General features: G+C 76.0%; 16 protein-coding genes. 6 read left to right on the top strand and 10 right to left on the bottom strand.

Annotated elements, in window-relative coordinates:
• Positions 1 to 32: 32 nt before the first annotated feature.
• From dnaK to R4Z62_RS28510, 4 genes are all read right to left on the bottom strand, one after another.
• Entirely contained in the window at positions 33 to 1,937 is a 1,905-nt protein-coding gene (dnaK, locus tag R4Z62_RS28525) for a molecular chaperone DnaK (RefSeq protein WP_389600984.1), read from the bottom strand.
• Between the two features lie 204 nt (positions 1,938 to 2,141).
• Positions 2,142 to 2,567 (bottom strand): OsmC family protein, encoded by a 426-nt coding sequence (locus R4Z62_RS28520; RefSeq protein ID WP_064537733.1) that lies wholly within the window; start codon positions 2,565 to 2,567, stop codon positions 2,142 to 2,144.
• 141 nt (positions 2,568 to 2,708) lie between these two features.
• Complete coding sequence (locus R4Z62_RS28515) at positions 2,709 to 4,847, bottom strand: alkaline phosphatase family protein (protein WP_491521291.1); 2,139 nt, start codon at positions 4,845 to 4,847, stop codon at positions 2,709 to 2,711.
• A gap of 161 nt (positions 4,848 to 5,008) precedes the next feature.
• A complete protein-coding gene (locus R4Z62_RS28510) occupies positions 5,009 to 5,446 on the bottom strand; it encodes a hypothetical protein (RefSeq protein WP_064536124.1) in 438 nt (145 codons plus the stop codon).
• A gap of 86 nt (positions 5,447 to 5,532) precedes the next feature.
• Here R4Z62_RS28510 and R4Z62_RS28505 point away from each other — a divergent pair, with 86 nt between their 5' ends.
• The gene (locus R4Z62_RS28505) at positions 5,533 to 6,306 is read left to right on the top strand and encodes an MBL fold metallo-hydrolase (protein WP_064536122.1); all 774 of its coding nucleotides are present in this window, start codon (positions 5,533 to 5,535) and stop codon (positions 6,304 to 6,306) included.
• Positions 6,303 to 6,944, top strand: coding sequence for a DedA family protein (locus R4Z62_RS28500; protein ID WP_064536120.1), 642 nt, complete (start codon positions 6,303 to 6,305; stop codon positions 6,942 to 6,944). The genes R4Z62_RS28505 and R4Z62_RS28500 overlap by 4 nt, the downstream gene beginning before the upstream one ends.
• Before the next feature lie 65 nt (positions 6,945 to 7,009).
• On the opposite strand, the gene R4Z62_RS28495 is transcribed toward R4Z62_RS28500, so the two are convergent.
• From R4Z62_RS28495 to R4Z62_RS28485, 3 genes are all read right to left on the bottom strand, one after another.
• On the bottom strand, positions 7,010 to 8,110 hold the full coding sequence (locus R4Z62_RS28495; RefSeq protein WP_491521290.1) for an MBL fold metallo-hydrolase: 1,101 nt from the start codon (positions 8,108 to 8,110) through the stop codon (positions 7,010 to 7,012).
• Positions 8,107 to 9,363, bottom strand: coding sequence for an aminotransferase class I/II-fold pyridoxal phosphate-dependent enzyme (locus R4Z62_RS28490; RefSeq protein WP_491521289.1), 1,257 nt, complete (start codon positions 9,361 to 9,363; stop codon positions 8,107 to 8,109). The genes R4Z62_RS28495 and R4Z62_RS28490 overlap by 4 nt, the downstream gene beginning before the upstream one ends.
• Positions 9,364 to 9,683: 320 nt before the next feature.
• Positions 9,684 to 10,790, bottom strand: coding sequence for a hypothetical protein (locus tag R4Z62_RS28485; RefSeq protein WP_491521288.1), 1,107 nt, complete (start codon positions 10,788 to 10,790; stop codon positions 9,684 to 9,686).
• Positions 10,791 to 11,237: 447 nt separating this feature from the next.
• Here R4Z62_RS28485 and R4Z62_RS28480 point away from each other — a divergent pair, with 447 nt between their 5' ends.
• Together R4Z62_RS28480 and R4Z62_RS28475 are read left to right on the top strand one after the other, a co-directional pair.
• Entirely contained in the window at positions 11,238 to 11,621 is a 384-nt protein-coding gene (locus tag R4Z62_RS28480; protein ID WP_064537731.1) for a DUF2795 domain-containing protein, read from the top strand.
• Between the two features lie 60 nt (positions 11,622 to 11,681).
• Complete coding sequence (locus R4Z62_RS28475; protein WP_064536113.1) at positions 11,682 to 12,233, top strand: type 1 glutamine amidotransferase domain-containing protein; 552 nt, start codon at positions 11,682 to 11,684, stop codon at positions 12,231 to 12,233.
• A 195-nt stretch (positions 12,234 to 12,428) separates the two neighbouring features.
• Here the strand turns inward: R4Z62_RS28475 and R4Z62_RS28470 are convergent, their stop codons facing one another.
• Positions 12,429 to 12,686 carry a DUF6158 family protein gene (locus R4Z62_RS28470; protein WP_064536111.1) on the bottom strand — a complete coding sequence of 86 codons (258 nt, stop codon included), beginning with the start codon at positions 12,684 to 12,686 and terminating at the stop codon, positions 12,429 to 12,431.
• 57 nt (positions 12,687 to 12,743) lie between these two features.
• On the opposite strand from R4Z62_RS28470, the gene R4Z62_RS28465 reads away from it, so the two are divergent.
• Positions 12,744 to 13,862 (top strand): baeRF2 domain-containing protein, encoded by a 1,119-nt coding sequence (locus tag R4Z62_RS28465; RefSeq protein WP_491521287.1) that lies wholly within the window; start codon positions 12,744 to 12,746, stop codon positions 13,860 to 13,862.
• A gap of 45 nt (positions 13,863 to 13,907) precedes the next feature.
• Here the strand turns inward: R4Z62_RS28465 and R4Z62_RS28460 are convergent, their stop codons facing one another.
• Together R4Z62_RS28460 and R4Z62_RS28455 are read right to left on the bottom strand one after the other, a co-directional pair.
• Complete coding sequence (locus R4Z62_RS28460; RefSeq protein ID WP_491521286.1) at positions 13,908 to 15,527, bottom strand: ABC-F family ATP-binding cassette domain-containing protein; 1,620 nt, start codon at positions 15,525 to 15,527, stop codon at positions 13,908 to 13,910.
• A 70-nt stretch (positions 15,528 to 15,597) separates the two neighbouring features.
• Positions 15,598 to 16,257 carry a histidine phosphatase family protein gene (locus R4Z62_RS28455; protein ID WP_064536105.1) on the bottom strand — a complete coding sequence of 220 codons (660 nt, stop codon included), beginning with the start codon at positions 16,255 to 16,257 and terminating at the stop codon, positions 15,598 to 15,600.
• Positions 16,258 to 16,356: 99 nt separating this feature from the next.
• On the opposite strand from R4Z62_RS28455, the gene R4Z62_RS28450 reads away from it, so the two are divergent.
• Entirely contained in the window at positions 16,357 to 17,859 is a 1,503-nt protein-coding gene (locus R4Z62_RS28450) for a bifunctional phosphatase PAP2/diacylglycerol kinase family protein (protein ID WP_355484145.1), read from the top strand.
• Positions 17,860 to 17,933 lie beyond the last annotated feature (74 nt).

The raw sequence follows: 17,933 nt of genomic DNA, 5'->3' as shown, positions 1-17,933 counted from the left end.
GAGGCCGCCGGGGCGTCGGCCCCGCGCGCGGGTCAGGAGGTGCCGTCCTTCGGCGCCCGGCCGTCGTCGCGTTCGCCGCCCGTGCCGCGGTCGTCGTCGACGATCTCCGCGTCCACCACGCCCTCGTCGTCCTGGGTGCCGCCGGTCCCGGCCGGTCCGGTGCCGCCCTCGGGCGGGCTCTGCTGCTGTGCCTGGGCGTACAGGGCCTGGCCCATCTGCTGGCTGACGGCGGCGAGCCGGTCGACGCCGGTGCGCAGGGCGGTGGTGTCGGCGTTCTTCTCCAGCAGGGACTTCACCTCGGCGGCGGCCGCCTCGACCTCGCTCCTGGTCGCGGCGGGCACCCGGTCCCCGTTGTCGCGCAGGAACTTCTCGGTCTGGTAGACGAGTTGCTCGGCCTGGTTGCGGGTCTCGGCGGCCTCGCGGCGGGCGCGGTCCTCCTCGGCGTACTGCTCGGCCTCGCGCATCATGCGGTCGATGTCGTCCTTGGGCAGGGCGGAGCCGCCGGTGACGGTCATCTTCTGCTCGCGGCCGGTGGCGAGGTCCTTGGCGGACACGTGCATGATGCCGTTGGCGTCGATGTCGAAGGCGACCTCGATCTGCGGCACCCCGCGCGGGGCGGGCGGCAGCCCGGTGAGGTCGAAGACGCCGAGCTTCTTGTTGTAGGCGGCGATCTCGCGTTCGCCCTGGTAGACCTGGATGCCGACCGAGGGCTGGTTGTCCTCGGCGGTGGTGAAGATCTCCGAGCGCCGGGTGGGGATCGTGGTGTTGCGCTCGATCAGTCTGGTCATGATGCCGCCCTTGGTCTCGATGCCGAGGGACAGCGGGGTGACGTCGAGCAGCAGCACGTCCTTGACGTCGCCGCGGATCACCCCGGCCTGGAGGGCGGCGCCGACGGCGACCACCTCGTCGGGGTTGACGCCCTTGTGCGGGTCCTTGCCGGTGAGTTCGCGGACCAGGTCGGTGACGGCGGGCATCCGGGTGGAGCCGCCGACGAGGATCACGTGGTCGATGGCGGACAGCTTGACGCCCGCGTCCTGGACGGCCTGGTGGAACGGCTTCTCGCAGCGTTCCAGGAGATCGGCGGTGAGTTCCTGGAACTGGGCGCGGGTGAGTTTCTCGTCCAGGTGCAGCGGGCCCTCGGCGGAGGCCGTGATGTAGGGCAGGTTGATGGAGGTCTCGGTGGACGAGGACAGCTCGATCTTGGCCTTCTCGGCGGCCTCGCGCAGCCGCTGCACCGCCATCTTGTCGGTGCGCAGATCGATCCCGTACTGCCCCTGGAACCGGCTCGCCAGGTGCTCGACGATCCGCTGGTCCCAGTCGTCGCCGCCCAGGTGAGTGTCGCCGTTGGTGGCCTTGACCTCGATGACGCCGTCACCGATCTCCAGCAGGGACACGTCGAAGGTGCCGCCGCCGAGGTCGAAGACGAGGACGGTCTGCTCCTCGCCCCGGTCCAGGCCGTAGGCGAGCGCGGCGGCCGTGGGCTCGTTGATGATCCGGAGCACCTTGAGACCGGCGATGTCCCCGGCCTCCTTGGTCGCCTGCCGCTGGGCGTCGTCGAAGTAGGCGGGCACGGTGATCACCGCGTCGGTGACGTCCTCGCCGAGGTAGGACTCGGCGTCCCGCTTGAGCTTCTGGAGCACCCGCGCGGACAGCTCCTGCGCCCGGTAGCGGGTGCCGTCGACCGACCCCTCCTCCGGGAAGCGCCAGTGGGCGTCGCCCATGTGGCGTTTGACGGAGCGGGCGGTGCGGTCCACGTTCGTCACCGCCTGCCGCTTGGCGACCTCGCCGACGAGCACCTCGCCGCTCTTGGCGAACGCCACGACCGACGGGGTGGTCCGCGCGCCCTCCGCGTTGGCGACGACCGTGGGTTCGCCGCCCTCCAGGACGGCCACCACCGAGTTCGTCGTCCCGAGATCGATCCCGACCGCGCGTGCCATGGCCGTCCCCTTTCCCTGCTTTCCCTGCGCTGCTTTCCCTGCGCTTCTTTCCCTGCTTCCCCTGCGCTTCTTTCCCTGCTCTTCCGCCGCTTTCCGCCACTGTGCTCCGCCTCGTCCGGGTACCCAGGCGGGCGGGGAACACGACGGCGCCGCGCCCCCCTTCGCGAGAAGCGGGGGCGCGGCGCCGGGCGATCCGGGGACGCGTCAGGCGAGCTTGGCGTCCAGGGTGATCGTCGTGCCGGTCAGGGCCTGGCTGACCGGGCAGTTCTTCTTGGCGTCCTCGGCGGCGGCGACGAACGCGTCGTTGTCGATGCCGGGGACGGAGCCCTCGACGGTCAGATGGATGCCGGTGATGCCCTCACCGGGCTGGAAGGTCACGTCCGCCTTGGTCTCGATCTTGGTGGGCGGGGTGCCGGCACCGGCCAGGCCGTGCGACAGCGCCATCGAGAAGCAGCTGGAGTGGGCGGCGGCGATCAGCTCCTCGGGGCTGGTCCTCCCGTTGGCCTGCTCGGCGCGCGACGGCCACGACACCGGCTGCTCGCCGATACCGGAGGAGTCGAAGGTGACGACGCCGTTGCCCTGAAGCAGGTTGCCTTCCCAGACGGTGTGAGCGGTGCGCGTGGTTGCCACGGTGTGTTCCATACCTTTCGCCTAGGTACCCGTTTCCGGGGTTCGTTCGCCCCCATCCGATCACATCCGCGCCGCGCGTACCCGCCGAACGGGGTGCGCCGCCCGACGTTCTCCGTCCGGCCTCGTGCGCGGGCCGAGCGGTCAGGCGGCCCGCTCCTCCTCCGGCCGGGCCGGACGCGGCACCCGCGGGGCGGCCTCGGCGTCGGCGGCGGCCTCCGCCAGCCAGCGGCGCAGGACCCGGTGGACCTGCTCCGCGCCGACGATCTCGGCGCCGCCCTCGGCCGGCGGGGAGCACAGCAGCGGCGACAGCAGGAACGGGCGGCCCTGCTGCCCGCCGAGCCCGCCGTGGGAGCCGATCTGCTCCTCGAAGGCGAGCACCTCGCCGTCGTCCGGGTCGTGGCAGGAGTTGACCATGATGTCGGCGGTGTGCGGGAAGGAGTGGGTGCGGCGCACCGCGTCGGCCGCGCCGGGCCCGAACACGGCCAGCGGTCCGGGGTCGGTGTCGAGGGCGGCGAGGGGTGTCTCAGCGCCGCGCGCGCCGAGCACCACGCCGCCGTGCTCCTCGCTGCGCACCAGCAGGAAGCCGATGCCGGGGTGGTTGGCGAGGGTGGGCAGCAGCGCGGGGTGGCGGGCGTCGATCTCCTCGCGGCTCATGCGGTGCGGGACGTCCGGGAAGGAGACCAGGCCCAGGTTGCCGGAGGCCAGGACGACGGGTTCGCTGCGGCGGCCGGCGGGCCGCCGCTCCCGCGGCTCCTCGGCCGGGCGGCGCAGCGCGGCGCGTACGGCGGCCCGCGCCTCGGCGCCGCTGCGGGTGCGCTCGGCCCTGCGGGGCACATGCAGTCCGCAGCCGGCCCGGACCAGGTCGCCGAGGGTGAGTCCGTAGCGGGCGTGGAAGGTCTCGCCGGGGCTCTGCCCGTGGTCGGACAGGACGACGATCCGGTAGGGGCGCGGGGCGTGCTCGGCGACCTTCTCGATCAGCGCCAGGGAGCGGTCCAGGCGGCGCAGCACCTTCGCGGCGTCCCTGCTGTGCGGTCCGGAGTGGTGGGCGACCTCGTCGTAGGCGACCAGGTCGGCGTAGACGGCGGTGCGGCCCGCGAGCAGGTCGCCCACCACGGCGGCCACGACGACGTCCCGTTCGACGACGGTCGCGAAGGCGCGGACGAGCGGGTAGAGGCCGCCGCGGGAGACGCGCGGGCGCTGCCCCCGCATCCGGGCGCGCAGCGACTCGCCGATCTCGCGGCCGACCTCGGCGCCGAAGGACAGGGCGGTGCGCACCGCGTTGGCGGGGTCGCAGAAGTAGGCGAAGTAGCCCGCGCGGGAGCGGGTGCCGCGGCCGCGGCGGGCGGAGACGGACAGCACGAGGGCGAGTTCCCCGGCGCCGCCGCTGAACAGGTTGCCGCGGCTCGCGCCGTCGTCGCCGAGGAGTCCGCCGTCGCCGGTGCGGGCGACGGCGCGGCGCTGGAGTTCGACCGCGCTCGACGGCCGGTTGCAGACCATGACCTCGCCGGTGTCCTTCTCGTACCAGCGGAAGGCGGGGACGTCGTGGTTGCTGCCGTGCAGGATGCCGAGCTGGCTCGCGCCGGTCTGGCTGGACCAGTCGGTGCGCCAGGGCGTGAGCCGGTGGGTGGGCGGGTGCGCCGGGGTGATGTCCGGGGCGGTGTCCGGGCCCGTGCCCTTGCCGTTGCCCGTGCCGGTGCCCAGCCAGCGGGCGACGGTCGGCATGAGGCCCCGGTCCACGGCGTCCCGCAGCACGTCGTGGCCGACGCCGTCGAGCTGGATCAGGACCGTGCCGGGCGTGCCCGAGCAGGGCGGCTGCCGTCTGCGGCGGCGGTCGGCGAGCCGGTGGAGTCTGCGCCGGTACGCCTCGTCGTCGCGCACGGCGAGGGCGCCGCCGGTGGCGGAGGCCACCGCGGACATCACCGCGGCCACGATGACGGCGGTCTCGGGGGCCGCCTGCGGGTTCCCGGAGGGATTGACGCGCAGGGCGAGCAGGAGCAGCGAGCCGTTGAGGAAGAACACCAGCAGGCCGAGGACCAGCGCGGGCACGAGCAGCAGCAGCCGGACCAGCAGCGGCCAGACGACGGCCGAGAGCACACCGAAGGCACCGGCACCCAGGGCCGCGGTCACCGCGATGGTGGTCGCGCTGTCGCCGTCGGCCGACTGGAGCCGGAAGTCCGGCAGGATCCCGGCGAGCACCAGCATGGTGACCGTGGAGACGGCCCACACCGTGATGCTCCGTCCCGCCTGACTGGCGGCCCGCCGCCACCACCCGCCTCGCACGTCCGCACCTCACGTCCCGGCCCGGGTCGTCCGCACGGGCCCGGTCCAGCTTGTCACACGGCGGGAGCGCACCGGCCCGTCGTCCACAGGCCGCGGCAAGGCACCGTCCCGTTGTCCACAGGCGGCCGGGCCCGTCGGGCCGGGCGGCGCGTCACAGCCGGTCAGCGGCCGTCGTAGCCCGCCGTCGGCATGGACAGGCGGCGGTGGACGCGGGCCTTCATCTGGGCGTCGTAGCAGGGTTCGGCGGTGCCGACCGTCTCCACGCGCACCCCGCGCCGCGCGCACTCCGCGGTGAACTCCTCCACGGAGGACAGCGCCCGCTCCAGCACCCGGCGGCTGGGCGCCACGAACAGGTCCAGACCCGGCCGTACGCCCTCCCACAGGGCGCGGTGGTCGGTGCGCAGCCCGCCCACGAGCAGTTCCCGCGCGATCACATAGCCGTGCTCGGCGGCCCAGCGCGCGCACATCGCGTGCTGACTGCGGGAGTCCACGAGGAAGGGGTCCTCGTTCAGCTCCTCCAGGGGGGTCAGACTGGCGATCGCCGTCACACGGACCGGCGTCGCGACGCCCTGGCCGCGAGCGTCCCGCACATCTCCCATGGAGTCTCCCTCACCTCCGGGTTCTGCCCGCCGACCCTACCCCTGCACGTAGGCTCAGGGGGAGTCGCGCGAAGGAGGCAAAGAAGGTGCCGGTGGAGATCACCTGGTGGGGTCACGCGACGTGCACGGTCGAGGATTCGGGCGTGCGTGTGCTCACCGATCCGCTGTTCGCCCGCCGGCTCGCGCATCTGCGCCGCCGCCGGGGCGCACCCCCGCCGCCGGACGCCTGGCGGGCCGACCTCGCGCTCGTCTCCCATCTGCACGCCGACCATCTGCACCTCCCCTCGCTGGCCCGGCTCGCCCCGGGCACCCGTGTGCTGGTGCCGCGCGGCGCGGCGCGGGCGGTGCCGGGGCTGCGCCGGCTGGCCGGGCTGCGGATCACCGAGGTGGCGCCCGGTGACCGGTTCGAGGCGGGCGGGCTCGTGGTCCGGGTGGTGCCCGCGCGCCACGACGGGCGGCGGCTGCCCGTGGGACCGCACCGCTCACCTGCGCTCGGCTACGTCGTCGAGGGCGCCGCCCGGACGTACTTCGCCGGGGACACCGGTCTGTTCGAGACGATGGCCGAGGAGGTCGGGCCGGTGGACGTGGCGCTGCTGCCCGTGGGCGGCTGGGGGCCGTACCTCGGGGAAGGCCATCTGGACGCCGGGCGGGCGGCGCAGGCACTGGCCCGGCTCGCGCCGCGCAGCGCCGTCCCGGTGCACTACGGCACGTACTGGCCGATCGGGATGGACGCCGTGCGCCCCCATGAGTTCTACGCGCCGGGCGAGGAGTTCGTGCGCCATGCCGCGCTGCGCGCGCCCCAGGTGGCGGTGCACCGGCTCGGGCACGGGGAGAGCGTACGGCCGGAGGTCGCCCGGTGATACGGCTCGCCGCCGCCGTCACGACGGTGGTGCCGCCGGAGTCCACCCAGCAGGCGCTCGGCTATCCCTCGCTGTTCCTGCTGGTGCTCATCGGGGCGCTGGTACCGGTGGTGCCGACCGGGGCGCTGGTCAGTTCGGCGGCGGTGGTCGCCGTGCACCAGACGGCGCCGTTCTCGCTGGGGCTGGTGTTCGTGACGGCGTCGCTGGCCGCGTTCCTCGGGGACGCCGCGCTGTACTGGCTGGGGCGGCGCGGGCTCGGCTCGAAGAACGGCTCGCGCTGGCTGGAGGCGATCCGCTCGCGCGCCCCCGAGGACCGGCTCGCGCAGGCGCAGGAGAAGCTCACCGAGCACGGTGTGGCGGTGCTGGTCCTGTCCCGGCTGGTGCCGGCCGGGCGCATACCGGTGATGCTGGCCTGCCTGCTGGCCGGCTGGCCGCTGCGCCGCTTCTCCCGGGGCAACCTGCCCGCCTGTCTCGCCTGGGCGGCGACGTACCAGGTGATCGGCATCCTCGGCGGGTCGCTGTTCCGGGAGCCGTGGGAGGGCGTGGCCGCCGCGATCGCCGTGACCGTGCTGGTCGGCGCGGCCCCGGCGGTGTGGCGCCGGCTGCGCCGCTCGGCGCCGGTGCACCGCTCGGGCTGACCAGGAGGGGCGGGCCAGGGCCCTGCCGAGAGTGCGCGGGGATGCCTGGCGAGGCCGCGCGCCGGTCAGGACGGCAGGACCGCCGAGGCGCCCACCGGAAGGTCCCACAGGTCCTCGCGGGCCAGGCCCGCCCGGTGCCAGGCGGCGCGGACGCGGGTGAGGGGTTCCAGCACGGGCTCGGCGGAGAGCACGAAGGTGCCCCAGTGCATCGGGGCCATCCGGCGCGCGCCGAGGTCCTGGGCGGCGCGGACTGCCTCCTCCGGGTCGCAGTGCACGTCGCTGAGCCACCAGCGCGGGTCGTAGGCGCCGATGGGGAGCAGGGCCAGGTCGATGCCGGGGTAGCGGCGGCCGATGCGTTCGAACCAGTGGCCGTAGCCCGTGTCGCCCGCGAAGTACACGCGCTGCCCGTCGGGTGCGGTGAGCACCCAGCCGCCCCACAGGCTGCGGCAGGTGTCGGTGAGGGTGCGCTTGGACCAGTGGTGGGCGGGGACGAAGTCGACGCGTACCCCCGACAGTTCGGCCGCCTCCCACCAGTCCAGCTCGGTGACGCGGGTGAACCGGCGGCGGTGGAACCAGCGGCCGAGTCCGGCGGGCACGAACACAGGGGTGTCGCGCGGGAGCCTGCGCAGGGTCGGGGCGTCCAGGTGGTCGTAGTGGTTGTGGCTGACGACGACCGCGTCGACGGGCGGCAGCGCCTCCCAGGGGACGCCGACGGGGGTGATGCGGGCGGGGGTGCCGACGATGCGGCGGGACCACACCGGGTCGGTCAGGACGGTCAGCCCGCCGATCCGCACCACCCAGCTGGCGTGCCCGGCCCAGGTGACGGCGACGGTGCGGTGGTCCACGCGGGGCAGCGGCCCCGGCTCGTACGGCAGCAGCGGGACGTCGGCCAGTCCCTCCCGGCCCGGCCGTACCGCGCCCTCCCGGGCGAACCGGGCGAGGGCCTTGAGACCGGGCAGCGGGGCGGTGAGCCGGTCGTGGAAGGCGCGCGGCCACACCCGCCGCTCCCCCAGCGGGCGCGGTTCGGCCAGCGGCGGGAACGGGGCGGGGGCGGGAGCGCCGCCGGGGCGGGTGGCCGTGGGGGCGGCGGTCGGGGTCGGCTCGGTGGTCGCGGTCGCGGTCGGGGTCTTGGTCGGGGTCGTGGTCGGCTCGGACTGCTGCGTCATCGAGGAGGCTCCCATCGCTGAGCGTCGTCACGGAGACCGTCGAAGACGGACCTCAAGGAGATCAACGCGCTTCGCGGGTGCGGCAGTTCCAGCGGATCGGGGCACGTGAGGCACGCCGCGCGTTCCTCGTCCGTGCCGCCGAGCAGGTCCGCGCAGGACAGCCGGACCCGCAGGGGGCCGAGGCCGTCCCCGAACCGGTGGCCGCCGGGCGCGGCGATGCCCAGCCGGGCGCCGAGGAAGTCCTCCAGTTCCTGCGCGTCGCCGACCCCGAGGGCGGTGAGCGCGGGGCGCAGCGGGCCGAGGTCGGCGTACAGGTGGCGGCCCGCCTGCGGCGGCGGTGCCAGGGCGCCCGCGGCGACCACAGCGGCGTGCGCGGCGCGGGCCACGCGCGCGTGCAGGCGCACGGTGGCGGCCCGGCGCTCGGTCACGGGCGCGGGTTCGTCCAGCGCGTAGGCGGCAGCGGCGGCGACGGGTTCGGCGATCCGGGCGTCCAGCGCGGTGAGGACGTCGAGCACGCGCGCGTGCAGGGCGTCGCCGGTGGCGCCGGCCGGGAAGCGGGCGAGGGCGGCGGGCCAGCCGGCCGGCAGGAAGGCCCCGGCGAGGTCGGTGACGACGGTGACCCGCTCGGGCAGCATCTCGGCGGGGCTGAGCAGCACCGTGCCGTGCGGCGCGTGCACGGTGTCGCGCCAGGTCTCGTCGGCCACCAGGTGCAGTCCCTCGCCCGCCGCGGCCTCGACGGTCTGGTGCAGCAGTTCCGGCGGGGCCACGGTGGCGGTCGGGTCGTCCGCGACGGACAGCACCAGCAGCCGCGGGTCACCGCCCTCGGCGCGGACCCTGCGCACGGTCTCCAGCAGGGCGTACGGGTCCGGTACGCCGCCGCTCCCGGCCGGTGTCGCGACGGAGAAGGCGGGCCTGCCGAGCAGCCGCGCGGACGGCGCCCACCAGGCGGCGCAGGGCCGGGGCACGAGGACGTCGCCGCCGAGCGCGGCGGTCAGGGCGAGCAGCAGCGACGGGGCGCCGGGCGCGGCCGCCACCCGCTCGGGCCGGGTCGCGAGCCCGCGCCGCGCCCAGTATCCGGCGGCGGCGTCCAGGAGCGCGGCGGCGCCGCCGATCGGCCGGTCGCGGCGCCGGCCCGCGGCGGCGGCCAGCGCCTCGCACAGCTCCGGCAGCACCGGCAGCCCGTCGTCGGGCAGCGCCGAGGGCCCGTAGCGCACCGGCCCGTGGCCCCGCCCCTCGGGGACCGTCCGCCGCATGGCCGCCACCTCCGCGCAGTCCCTGACTCCCGGCCGGACACCGGGTCCGGCCCGGCTGCCGTGCCGGACACCGTGCCCTGCCTCCGTGGTGCCGTACGGGCCCGGCGCTTCGGGCTCGGGCCGTCCGGCGGCACCCGGCACCGCCGGTCCGCCGCCGCGTCCCGCACGGAAGAGGTTCCCGCACGGTCCGGACCGGCACACCTGGCGTGCGGGTACCCCGCGGACCGGCCTCCCATGGGAGGCCGGTCGCGGCGCGGCGGGTGCGGCGGCCGCGGAGCGCTCGGTTCCACGCGGGGGCATGCCGTGTCCCGCGGGCCCGGTCAGCCGTCCGCCCGCCTGCGCCGCCACATCCGGTGGGCGGCACCGCAGAGCGCGCTCGCGACGAGGAGGCCGCCGCCGATCAGGGCGGGCAGGGACGCGGTGAAGGAACCGCCCGTACCGGCCTGCACCCCGTGCTCGGCCGCCGCCCCCTGGCACGAGTCGTCCGCCCCCGGCCGGTCGTCCCCGCCGCCGTACCCGCTCCTGCCCGGGACGCCGCCGGGTCCGCCGTCCCGGTCCGCGCCCATGTCCCCGGCGCAGCCGGAACCCGGGGTGCGGCCCGACTGGTCGCGCGGAGGCGTGTCGCGGCCCGGGGCCCGGGTGGCGGCCTCGTCCCGGCCGGGCGCACGCGAGGGCGTGGCGTGGGGCGTCTGGTCCCGGCCGTCCTGGGCCGGGGAGGTGCCGTGCGCGGGGTCGTACGCGTACGGGGACGGGCCGGTGACCGGGTCGCCGGGCACGGTGCCGACCTGGGGGCCGGTGTCGGCGAGCGGGTCCTGAAGGGGGTCCGGGGAGGCCGCCTCGCGGGCCGGGTCGTGGGCCAGCGCGTCCTGGAGCACCGGGTCGTCGGCGGGGTCCTGGAGCGCGCCGTCGTCCCCGCCGGACACGTCCGGCGGGTCGGGTACGCGGGCGGGGGCCGGGGCGGCGTCCCGGACTCCCGCACCCGGCCCGCCGTCCGGCGGACCGTCCTGCGCGGGCGTGGGCCCGACCGCCGCGCCGCTCCGCGCCCCGGCCGCACGGACCCCGGCGCCCGTGCTCCCCACCTTCACGGCTGCGTCTTTCACATCTTTCGCGTCTTTCACGACCCCGACGTCGCCGACCGCCCGTACCCCTCCGGCCCGACCGGCATCACCACCACCGCGGACACCGCCTCCCGCGCAGGAACCGGCCTCCGGCAGCCCGCGACCGGCGGCGTCCGCCGCGACCGGCCCGGCCGTCGCCGGGGCGCAGGCCGCGCGGCCCACGAGGGCAGCGCCGGGGCCCGCCGCCCGCCGGACGGGGTCCGGGGGCACGGCCGGGGACGCGGCGGCGGCCTGCGCGGCGGAGCCCGCTATGAGCCCCAGCGCGGCCAGGGCGGCGGCGGGCAGGACGCGGGGGGCGGTACGGCGCATGGGCGGAACTCCTCGGACCGGCGGACGACGGACGACGGACGGTGAGCGGTGAGCGGTGAGCGGTGAGCGGTGAGCGACGGACACTGCGGCACGGGACGGACGGCGGGCGGCGGACAGCGGGGCACGGGACTGGACGGCGGGCGGCGGACAGTGGGGCACGGGACGGACGGCAGACAGAGGGCAGGGCCAGGGGCCCGGAAGAGGCGAGCGCGGTGGCCGTGCCTCTCCCTTCCGCCATCACAGCCCCGGGCGCCGCCCGGCGCGCGCGGCCGGGCACCATTCGCGGGACGGCGGCGGCCTATCGGGTGACCTCGCGCGCCGGTGGGCGGCGCGGGCTCCGGCGTGTTCCGGCGGGCGCCGCGGGCTGCGGCATCCGGTCCGGAAAGGCCGTGTCGGCCCGGCGTGCACGGGTACGCGGCAGCCACCCCCGACGATCTGGAGGGAGACATGCAGCGAGGCAGCGACCGGCTGAGTGTCCACCGTGACGACGAGATGAAGCACGAGTTGCAGGGCCTGCTCCGGTCCGGCCATCCCACGCGGAGCGAGGAGTGGCACGACCCGGAGCCGACCGCCGAGGACGACCCCGAGGTGTGGGGCGGACCGGTGGCCCCGGGCGGCTCCCGGGCCTCCCTGGAGACCGTGCGCCTGGAGCTGGCCAGGATCCTCGGCCGCAGCGCCTTCCCGGCGGACCCGGGCGAGCTGGCCCGCGTACTGCGCCGCAAGAACGCGCCGGACGCGCTGGCCGACGCCGTGGAGCGGCTGCCGCGCCGGACGCGGTACGCCAACGTCCAGGAGCTGGCCGAGGAAGTGACCCACCACGAACGCGCCTAGGACCTGGCCGACAGGCGGCGGAACGACTCCGAACAGGCGACGGAAGGACTCCGAACCATCATGCGCATCGCATTTCTGACCGCACCCGAGGGCGTGGAGCAGATCGAACTGACCGAGCCGTGGAAGGCCGCGAAGGGCGCCGGGCACGAACCCGTGCTGGTGTCCACGCGGGCGGGCGAGGTCCAGGGCTTCGACCACCTGGACAAGGCGGACACGTTCCCGGTCGACGAGGTCGTCGGGGAGACCTCCGCCGACTCGTTCGACGCGCTGGTCCTGCCGGGCGGCGTGGCCAACCCCGACTTCCTGCGCACGGACGAGCGGGCCGTGGCGTTCGTCAAGGGCTTCTTCGACCGGGGCAGGCCGGTGGCGGCGATCTGCCACGCGCCCTGGACCCTGGTCGAGGCCGATGTCGTGCGCGACCGCGTGCTGACCTCCTGGCCGAGCCTGCGCACGGACATCCGCAACGCGGGCGGCACCTGGGTCGACGAGCAGGTGCAGATCTGCACGAACGGCCCGAACACGCTGGTCACCAGCCGCAAGCCGGACGACCTCAAGGCGTTCGACGAGGCGTTCCTCGACGTGCTCGCGCAGCAGGGGCCGACCGGCGGCTGAGCCGGTCGCCGGCGCGGCGCGGACAGCCTCCGCCGTGCCCGCCGCCCGCGGCCGTGCAGAGCGGCGAGCGGGCCGGCGGGCACGGCTGCGCCCGTCGCCGGGGCGAGAGCCCACCGGGACGCCCGGACACTCACGGGACGCCCGGACACTCACCGGTACGCCGGACGCTCACCGGTACGGGGCCAGTTCGGGGCCTCAGCGCTCCCGGCGCTCCCGCGCGCCCTCCCGGGTCCGCCCCGCCGCGACCAGCCGCCGCGGGTTGCGCCGCAGGAACTCGCCCTCCAGCTGGGCCATACGGCCGTTGTGGGCCCGCAACGCGTCGTCGGAGCCGTACAGCAGGGTGTCGTGGCGCGTGCGGTGGATGGTCTCCAGCTCCTTCATGAGCTGCTGGTCGTCCAGGCGGCCCGGGTCGACTCCGGTCATGGTGGTGCCCCGCTCGTCGTGTTCGTCCATGCGGCCCGGGTACCCGCCCGGCGCACACCGCCACCGAACGGCACCCGGGAGGGAGCCATGGATCTCGCCTTTCTCCATCCACTGTACGAACACCCGGGCCCCTGGGCGTCGGTGTACGTCGACACCTCCCGTCCCACGCAGGACAGCGCGCGCGAGCTGCGTCTGACGGCGCGGGCGATGGCCGGCGACCTGGCGCAGCGGGGCGCGGACGAGGCGACCTGCCGGGCCGTGGAGGAGGCGGTCGAGGAGCTGCGCCACTCCCCCGACCCGCACGGGAGGGCCTTCTTCGCACGGGCCGGGACGATCGTCCTGGACCCGCGTCTCGCCCGGCCACCGCTGGGCGGCAGCCGGGCCGAGTGGGGTCCGCTGCCCCGGGTGGGGCCGCTGCTCGACCTGGCGGGCGAGGACCCGGTCGCGATCGTGGCCTACGTCGACCGCAAGGGCGCCGACTTCGAGCTGCGCAGCGCGCTGGGCCGCCGGGAGGCGGGCACGGTGACGGGGCGGCAGTGGCCGCTGCACCGCACGAGCAGCGCCGACTGGTCGGAGCGGCACTTCCAGCTGAAGGTCGAGAACACCTGGGAGCACAACGCCGCCGAGATCGCCGACGCGCTCAGCGTCTGCCAGGACGAGACCCGGGCCGATCTGATGATCATGGTCGGTGAGCAGCGGGAGCGGCACGAGGTGCGCGAACGGCTGCCGGAGCGGCTGCACGACCGCGTGGTGGAGGCCACCCACGGCTTCGGGAGCAGGCTGCTGGACGAGGACGTGGAGCAACTGCGCGCCGAGCACGTACGCGACCGGATCGACGGGGAGCTGGACCGGTTCCGGGCCGCCCGCGCACCCGACGACGCGGGCCGCGCCGGTGCCGTGGAAGGGGTGCCCGCGCTGGTCGAGGCGGCCCGCGAGCACCGTATCGAGGAGCTGCTGATCCGTCCCGAGGCGGCGGACGCCCACCGCGAGGTGTGGGTCGGCGAGGACCCCGACCAGCTGGCGGCGCGCCGCGGGGAGCTGCGGACGCTCGGTGAGCGGCACGTGTGGGCGACGCGCGCGGACGACGCCCTGATCCGCGCGGCGGTGACCACGGACGCCGCGGCCCTTTCCCTGACGCCGGTGTGCCCCCTGCCGACGGGCGCCGCGCCGGCCGGGGGCCTGGGCGCCCTCCTGCGCTGGCGCTGAGCACTCCTCCGCCTTCTCACCGCCGGTCCGGCCGCGCAGGAGGGGCTACCGGGCCCGCTCCACACGCCGCTCGTCCCAGACCGGTTCCGCCGTCTCGCGGAGCCGGCCGTCGCTGCCGAAGACCAGGTAGCGGTCGAAGGAGCGGGCGAACCAGCGGTCGTGAGTGACGGCGAGGACGGTGCCCTCGTACGCCTCCAGGCCCTCCTGGAGGGCCTCGGCGGACTCCAGGTCGAGGTTGTCGGTGGGCTCGTCCAGGAGCAGGGCGGTGGCGCCCGCCAGTTCGAGCAGCAGGATCTGGAAGCGGGCCTGCTGGCCGCCGGAGAGCCGGTCGAAGGACTGCTCGGCCTGGCCGGTCAGCTCGTAGCGGCGCAGCCGGGACATGGCGGCGCCCCGGTCCTGGGAGTGCTCGGTCCACAGGATGTCCAGAAGGGTGCGCCCGACCAGCTCGGGATGGGCGTGGGTCTGGGCGAAGTGGCCGGGCTCCACGCGCGCGCCCAGCTTCCACGCGCCCGTGTGCGCGACGTCCCCGCCCGCCAGCAGCCGCAGGAAGTGCGACTTGCCGGAGCCGTTGGAGCCGAGGACGGCGACCCGTTCGCCGTAGAAGACCTCCAGGTCGAACGGTTTCATCAGGCCGGTCAGCTCCAGGCCCTGGCAGGTGACGGCCCGGATGCCGGTGCGGCCGCCCTTGAGCCGCATCCGGATGTCCTGCTCGCGCGGCGGCTCCGGCGGCGGCCCGGCCTCCTCGAACTTGCGCAGCCGGGTCTGGGCGGCCTGGTAGCGGGAGGCCAGCTCATGGCTGACGCTGGCGGCCTGGCGCAGGTTCAGCACCAGCTTCTTCAGCTGGGCGTGCTTCTCGTCCCAGCGCCTGCGCAGCTCCTCGAAGCGGGCGAAGCGCTCGCGCCGGGCCTCGTGGTAGGTGGCGAAGCCACCGCCGTGCACCCAGGCGTCGGCGCCGGCCGGTCCCGGCTCGACCGAGACGATCTTCTCGGCGGCGCGGGCGAGCAGTTCCCGGTCGTGGGAGACGAACAGGACGGTCTTGCGGGTCTCCCGCAGCCGCTCCTCCAGCCAGCGCTTGCCGGGCACGTCGAGGTAGTTGTCGGGCTCGTCGAGCAGCAGCACCTCGTCGGTGCCGCGCAGCAGCGCCTCCAGGACCAGCCGCTTCTGCTCGCCGCCGGACAGGGTGCGCACCTGCCGCCACTGCGCCTTCTCGTAGGGCACGCCGAGCGCGGCGGTGGTGCACATGTCCCACAGGGTCTCGGCCTCGTAGCCGCGGGCCTCGGCCCAGTCGGCGAGCGCCTGGGCGTACCCCAGCTGGGCGGCCTCGTCGTCGACGGTCATCAGGGCGTGCTCGGCGGCGTCGACGGCGCGGGCGGCCTCCCGCACGCGCGGCGGCGCGACCGACACCAGCAGGTCGCGTACGGTCGTCTCGTCCCGGACCGAGCCGACGAACTGGCGCATCACGCCCAGGCCGCCGCTGACGGTGACGGTGCCGCCGTGCGGTTTCAGCTCGCCGGAGACCAGCCGCAGCAGGGTCGTCTTGCCCGCTCCGTTGGGCCCGACGAGGGCGACCACCGCTCCCTCGCCCACCCGGAAGGACACGTCGCCGAGGAGCGTCCTCCCGTCGGGCAGGTGGTACTCCAGGTGCGCGGCTTCCAGATGTCCCATGGTCACGCATTGTGCGGGCGCGCCCGGGGCGGCGGCAAACCCTTAACGGGTCACCGGCCCGCACGCCCGGTCATCCGGCGTCGACCGGGCGGCCCGCGGGTCCGCCCTCGCGCGCGGGCGTGACGAGCGCGCCCGCCCAGGACAGCGCCTGCCACCCGTCGTCGGGCGAGCCCTCCAGGACGACCACGCCGGTGTTGCGCAGCGGGTGGGCGGCGGCGAAGTCCGCGTCCAGGTTGCGGGCGCGGACGGCGGTCCACAGGCGGATGGCCGCGCCGTGGCTGACCATGGCGACGGTCCGGGCGCCGCTGCCCGCGGCCTCGGCGACGACCGCGTCGTAGCGGGCCAGCGCCTCGGCGCCGCTCTCGCCGCCCGGTCCCGGCATCCGCAGGTCGCGCTCGCCGTCCGCCCAGGCCAGGACCGTACGCATGTAGAGCCGGCCGCGTTCGGTGTCGCCCGGTTCGCGCTCCAGGTCGCCTGCGGCCAGTTCGCGGATGCCGTCGCGGATGTGCACGCCGAGGCCGCGGGCGGCGGCGAGCGGGGCGGCGGTGAGCTGGGTGCGCACCAGGGTGGAGGCGTACAGCGCCTCGATGTCCTCGTCGGCGAGCGCCTCGGGCAGCGCGGCTGCCTGCCGGGTGCCGAGTTCGGTCAGGCCGGGCCCCGGGGCGGCCGTGTCCAGCAGCGAGGCGACGTTGGACGGGGTCTCGCCGTGGCGGACGAGGAGCAGGCGCATAGGTGGTCCCGGGTGCGGAGGCAGTGGCGTGCCGTGCGCGCCCGGGGCGGGGTCCGGCCCGCGCACAAGAAACGGCCGCTTCAGGGTAACGGTGCCTGTATGAGCCCAGACCTCGACCTCACCTCCCCCGCCGCCGCGGGCCGCGGCGCCCGTACCGGCCTGACCCGGCTGCTCGCCGCGGACGCGTGGCTGTTCCGCGCGGCGGCCGGACGCCGCTGGCCGGGCGCGGGCCCGGTGCTGCCCCGGCTGAGCCGGAGCGCCGACCACGGCGTGCTGTGGTTCGCGACGGCGGCGGCGGTCGCGGCCAGCCGCAGCCCGCGCGCCCGCCGGGCCGCCGTACGGGGCCTGGCCTCGCTGGGGCTGGCCTCGCTGACCGTGAACACGCTCGGCAAGCGCTCGGTGCGCAGGCCGCGCCCGGACCTGGGCCCGGTGCCGCTGGTGCGCCGACTGGGGCGGCAGCCGATCACCACCTCCTTCCCGTCCGGGCACGCGGCCTCCGCCGCCGCCTTCGCGACCGGGGTGGCCCTGGAGTCCCCGGGGTGGGGCGCGGCGGTGGCGCCGCTGGCCGTCTCGGTGGCGGCCTCCCGCGTCTACACCGGCGTCCACTTCCCGAGCGACGTGCTGGCGGGCGCGGCCCTCGGGGCGGGAGCCGCGTTCGCCGTACGGGGACTGGTCCCGGCGCGCGCCCAGCTGGTGCCGCCCGCCCGGCCGCGCGCCGAGGTGCCCGCGCTGGCGGAGGGCGAGGGGCTGGTGCTGGTCGCCAACGACGCCTCCGGCACCTCGGACCGGGCCCGCGCCCTGCTGGACGTGTTGCCGAAGGCGGAGGTCGTCGAGTGCGCGCCGGAGGACGTCGGGGACGCGCTGGAGGAGGCGGCGGGCCGGGCCGTGGTGCTCGGTGTGTGCGGCGGCGACGGCACCGTGAACACCGCCGCCCGGACGGCCCTGCGCCATGGCCTGCCGCTCGCGGTGCTGCCCGGCGGCACGCTCAACCACTTCGCGTACGACCTGGGCGTGGAGGACGCCAAGGACCTGGGCCGGGCGGTGCGGCGCGGGCACGGGGTGCGGGTGGACGTGGGCCGCTTCACCTCGGGGCGCGGGCAGGGGATCTTCCTCAACACCTTCAGTCTCGGGGTGTACCCGGAGCTGGTGCGGCTGCGCGAGCGGTGGACGGACCGGATCGGCGGCTGGCCGGCCGGGGTGCTGGCGGCGCTGCGGGTGCTGCGCGCGGACCGCCATCCGCTGGAGGCGGAGGTGCAGGGCCGCTGCCGCCCGATGTGGCTGCTGTTCGCCGGGAACGGCACCTACCACCGCATGGGGCTCGCGCCGGGCCGCCGCCTCGACCTGGCCGACGGGGTGCTGGACGTCCGGGTGGTGCACGGGGGCCGCAGGCCCGCGCTGCGGCTGCTGTCGGCCGCGCTCGCGGGCCCGCTCACGCGCTCCCCCGCCCACGCGGCCGTCCAGGTGCGCCGGCTGCGGCTGGCCGGTCTGGAGCCGGGCACCCTCCTCGCCTACGACGGTGAGGTCACCGAGGTGGAGGGCGAAGTGCGCCTGGAGAAGCTGCCCGAGGCGCTGACGGTCTACCGGCCGCTGCCCGGCGCCTGACCGCATCGGCACTGCCGAACCGTCAGTCCGTATGGTGAAACGCAGGTCTCATCATTCGGCATGCGCGCGTACCG

The organism is Streptomyces sp. PL-25, from assembly GCF_058344915.1.
The sequence above is the reverse complement of the archived record's forward strand: the minus strand, read 5'-3'. Positions and strand labels throughout refer to the sequence as shown.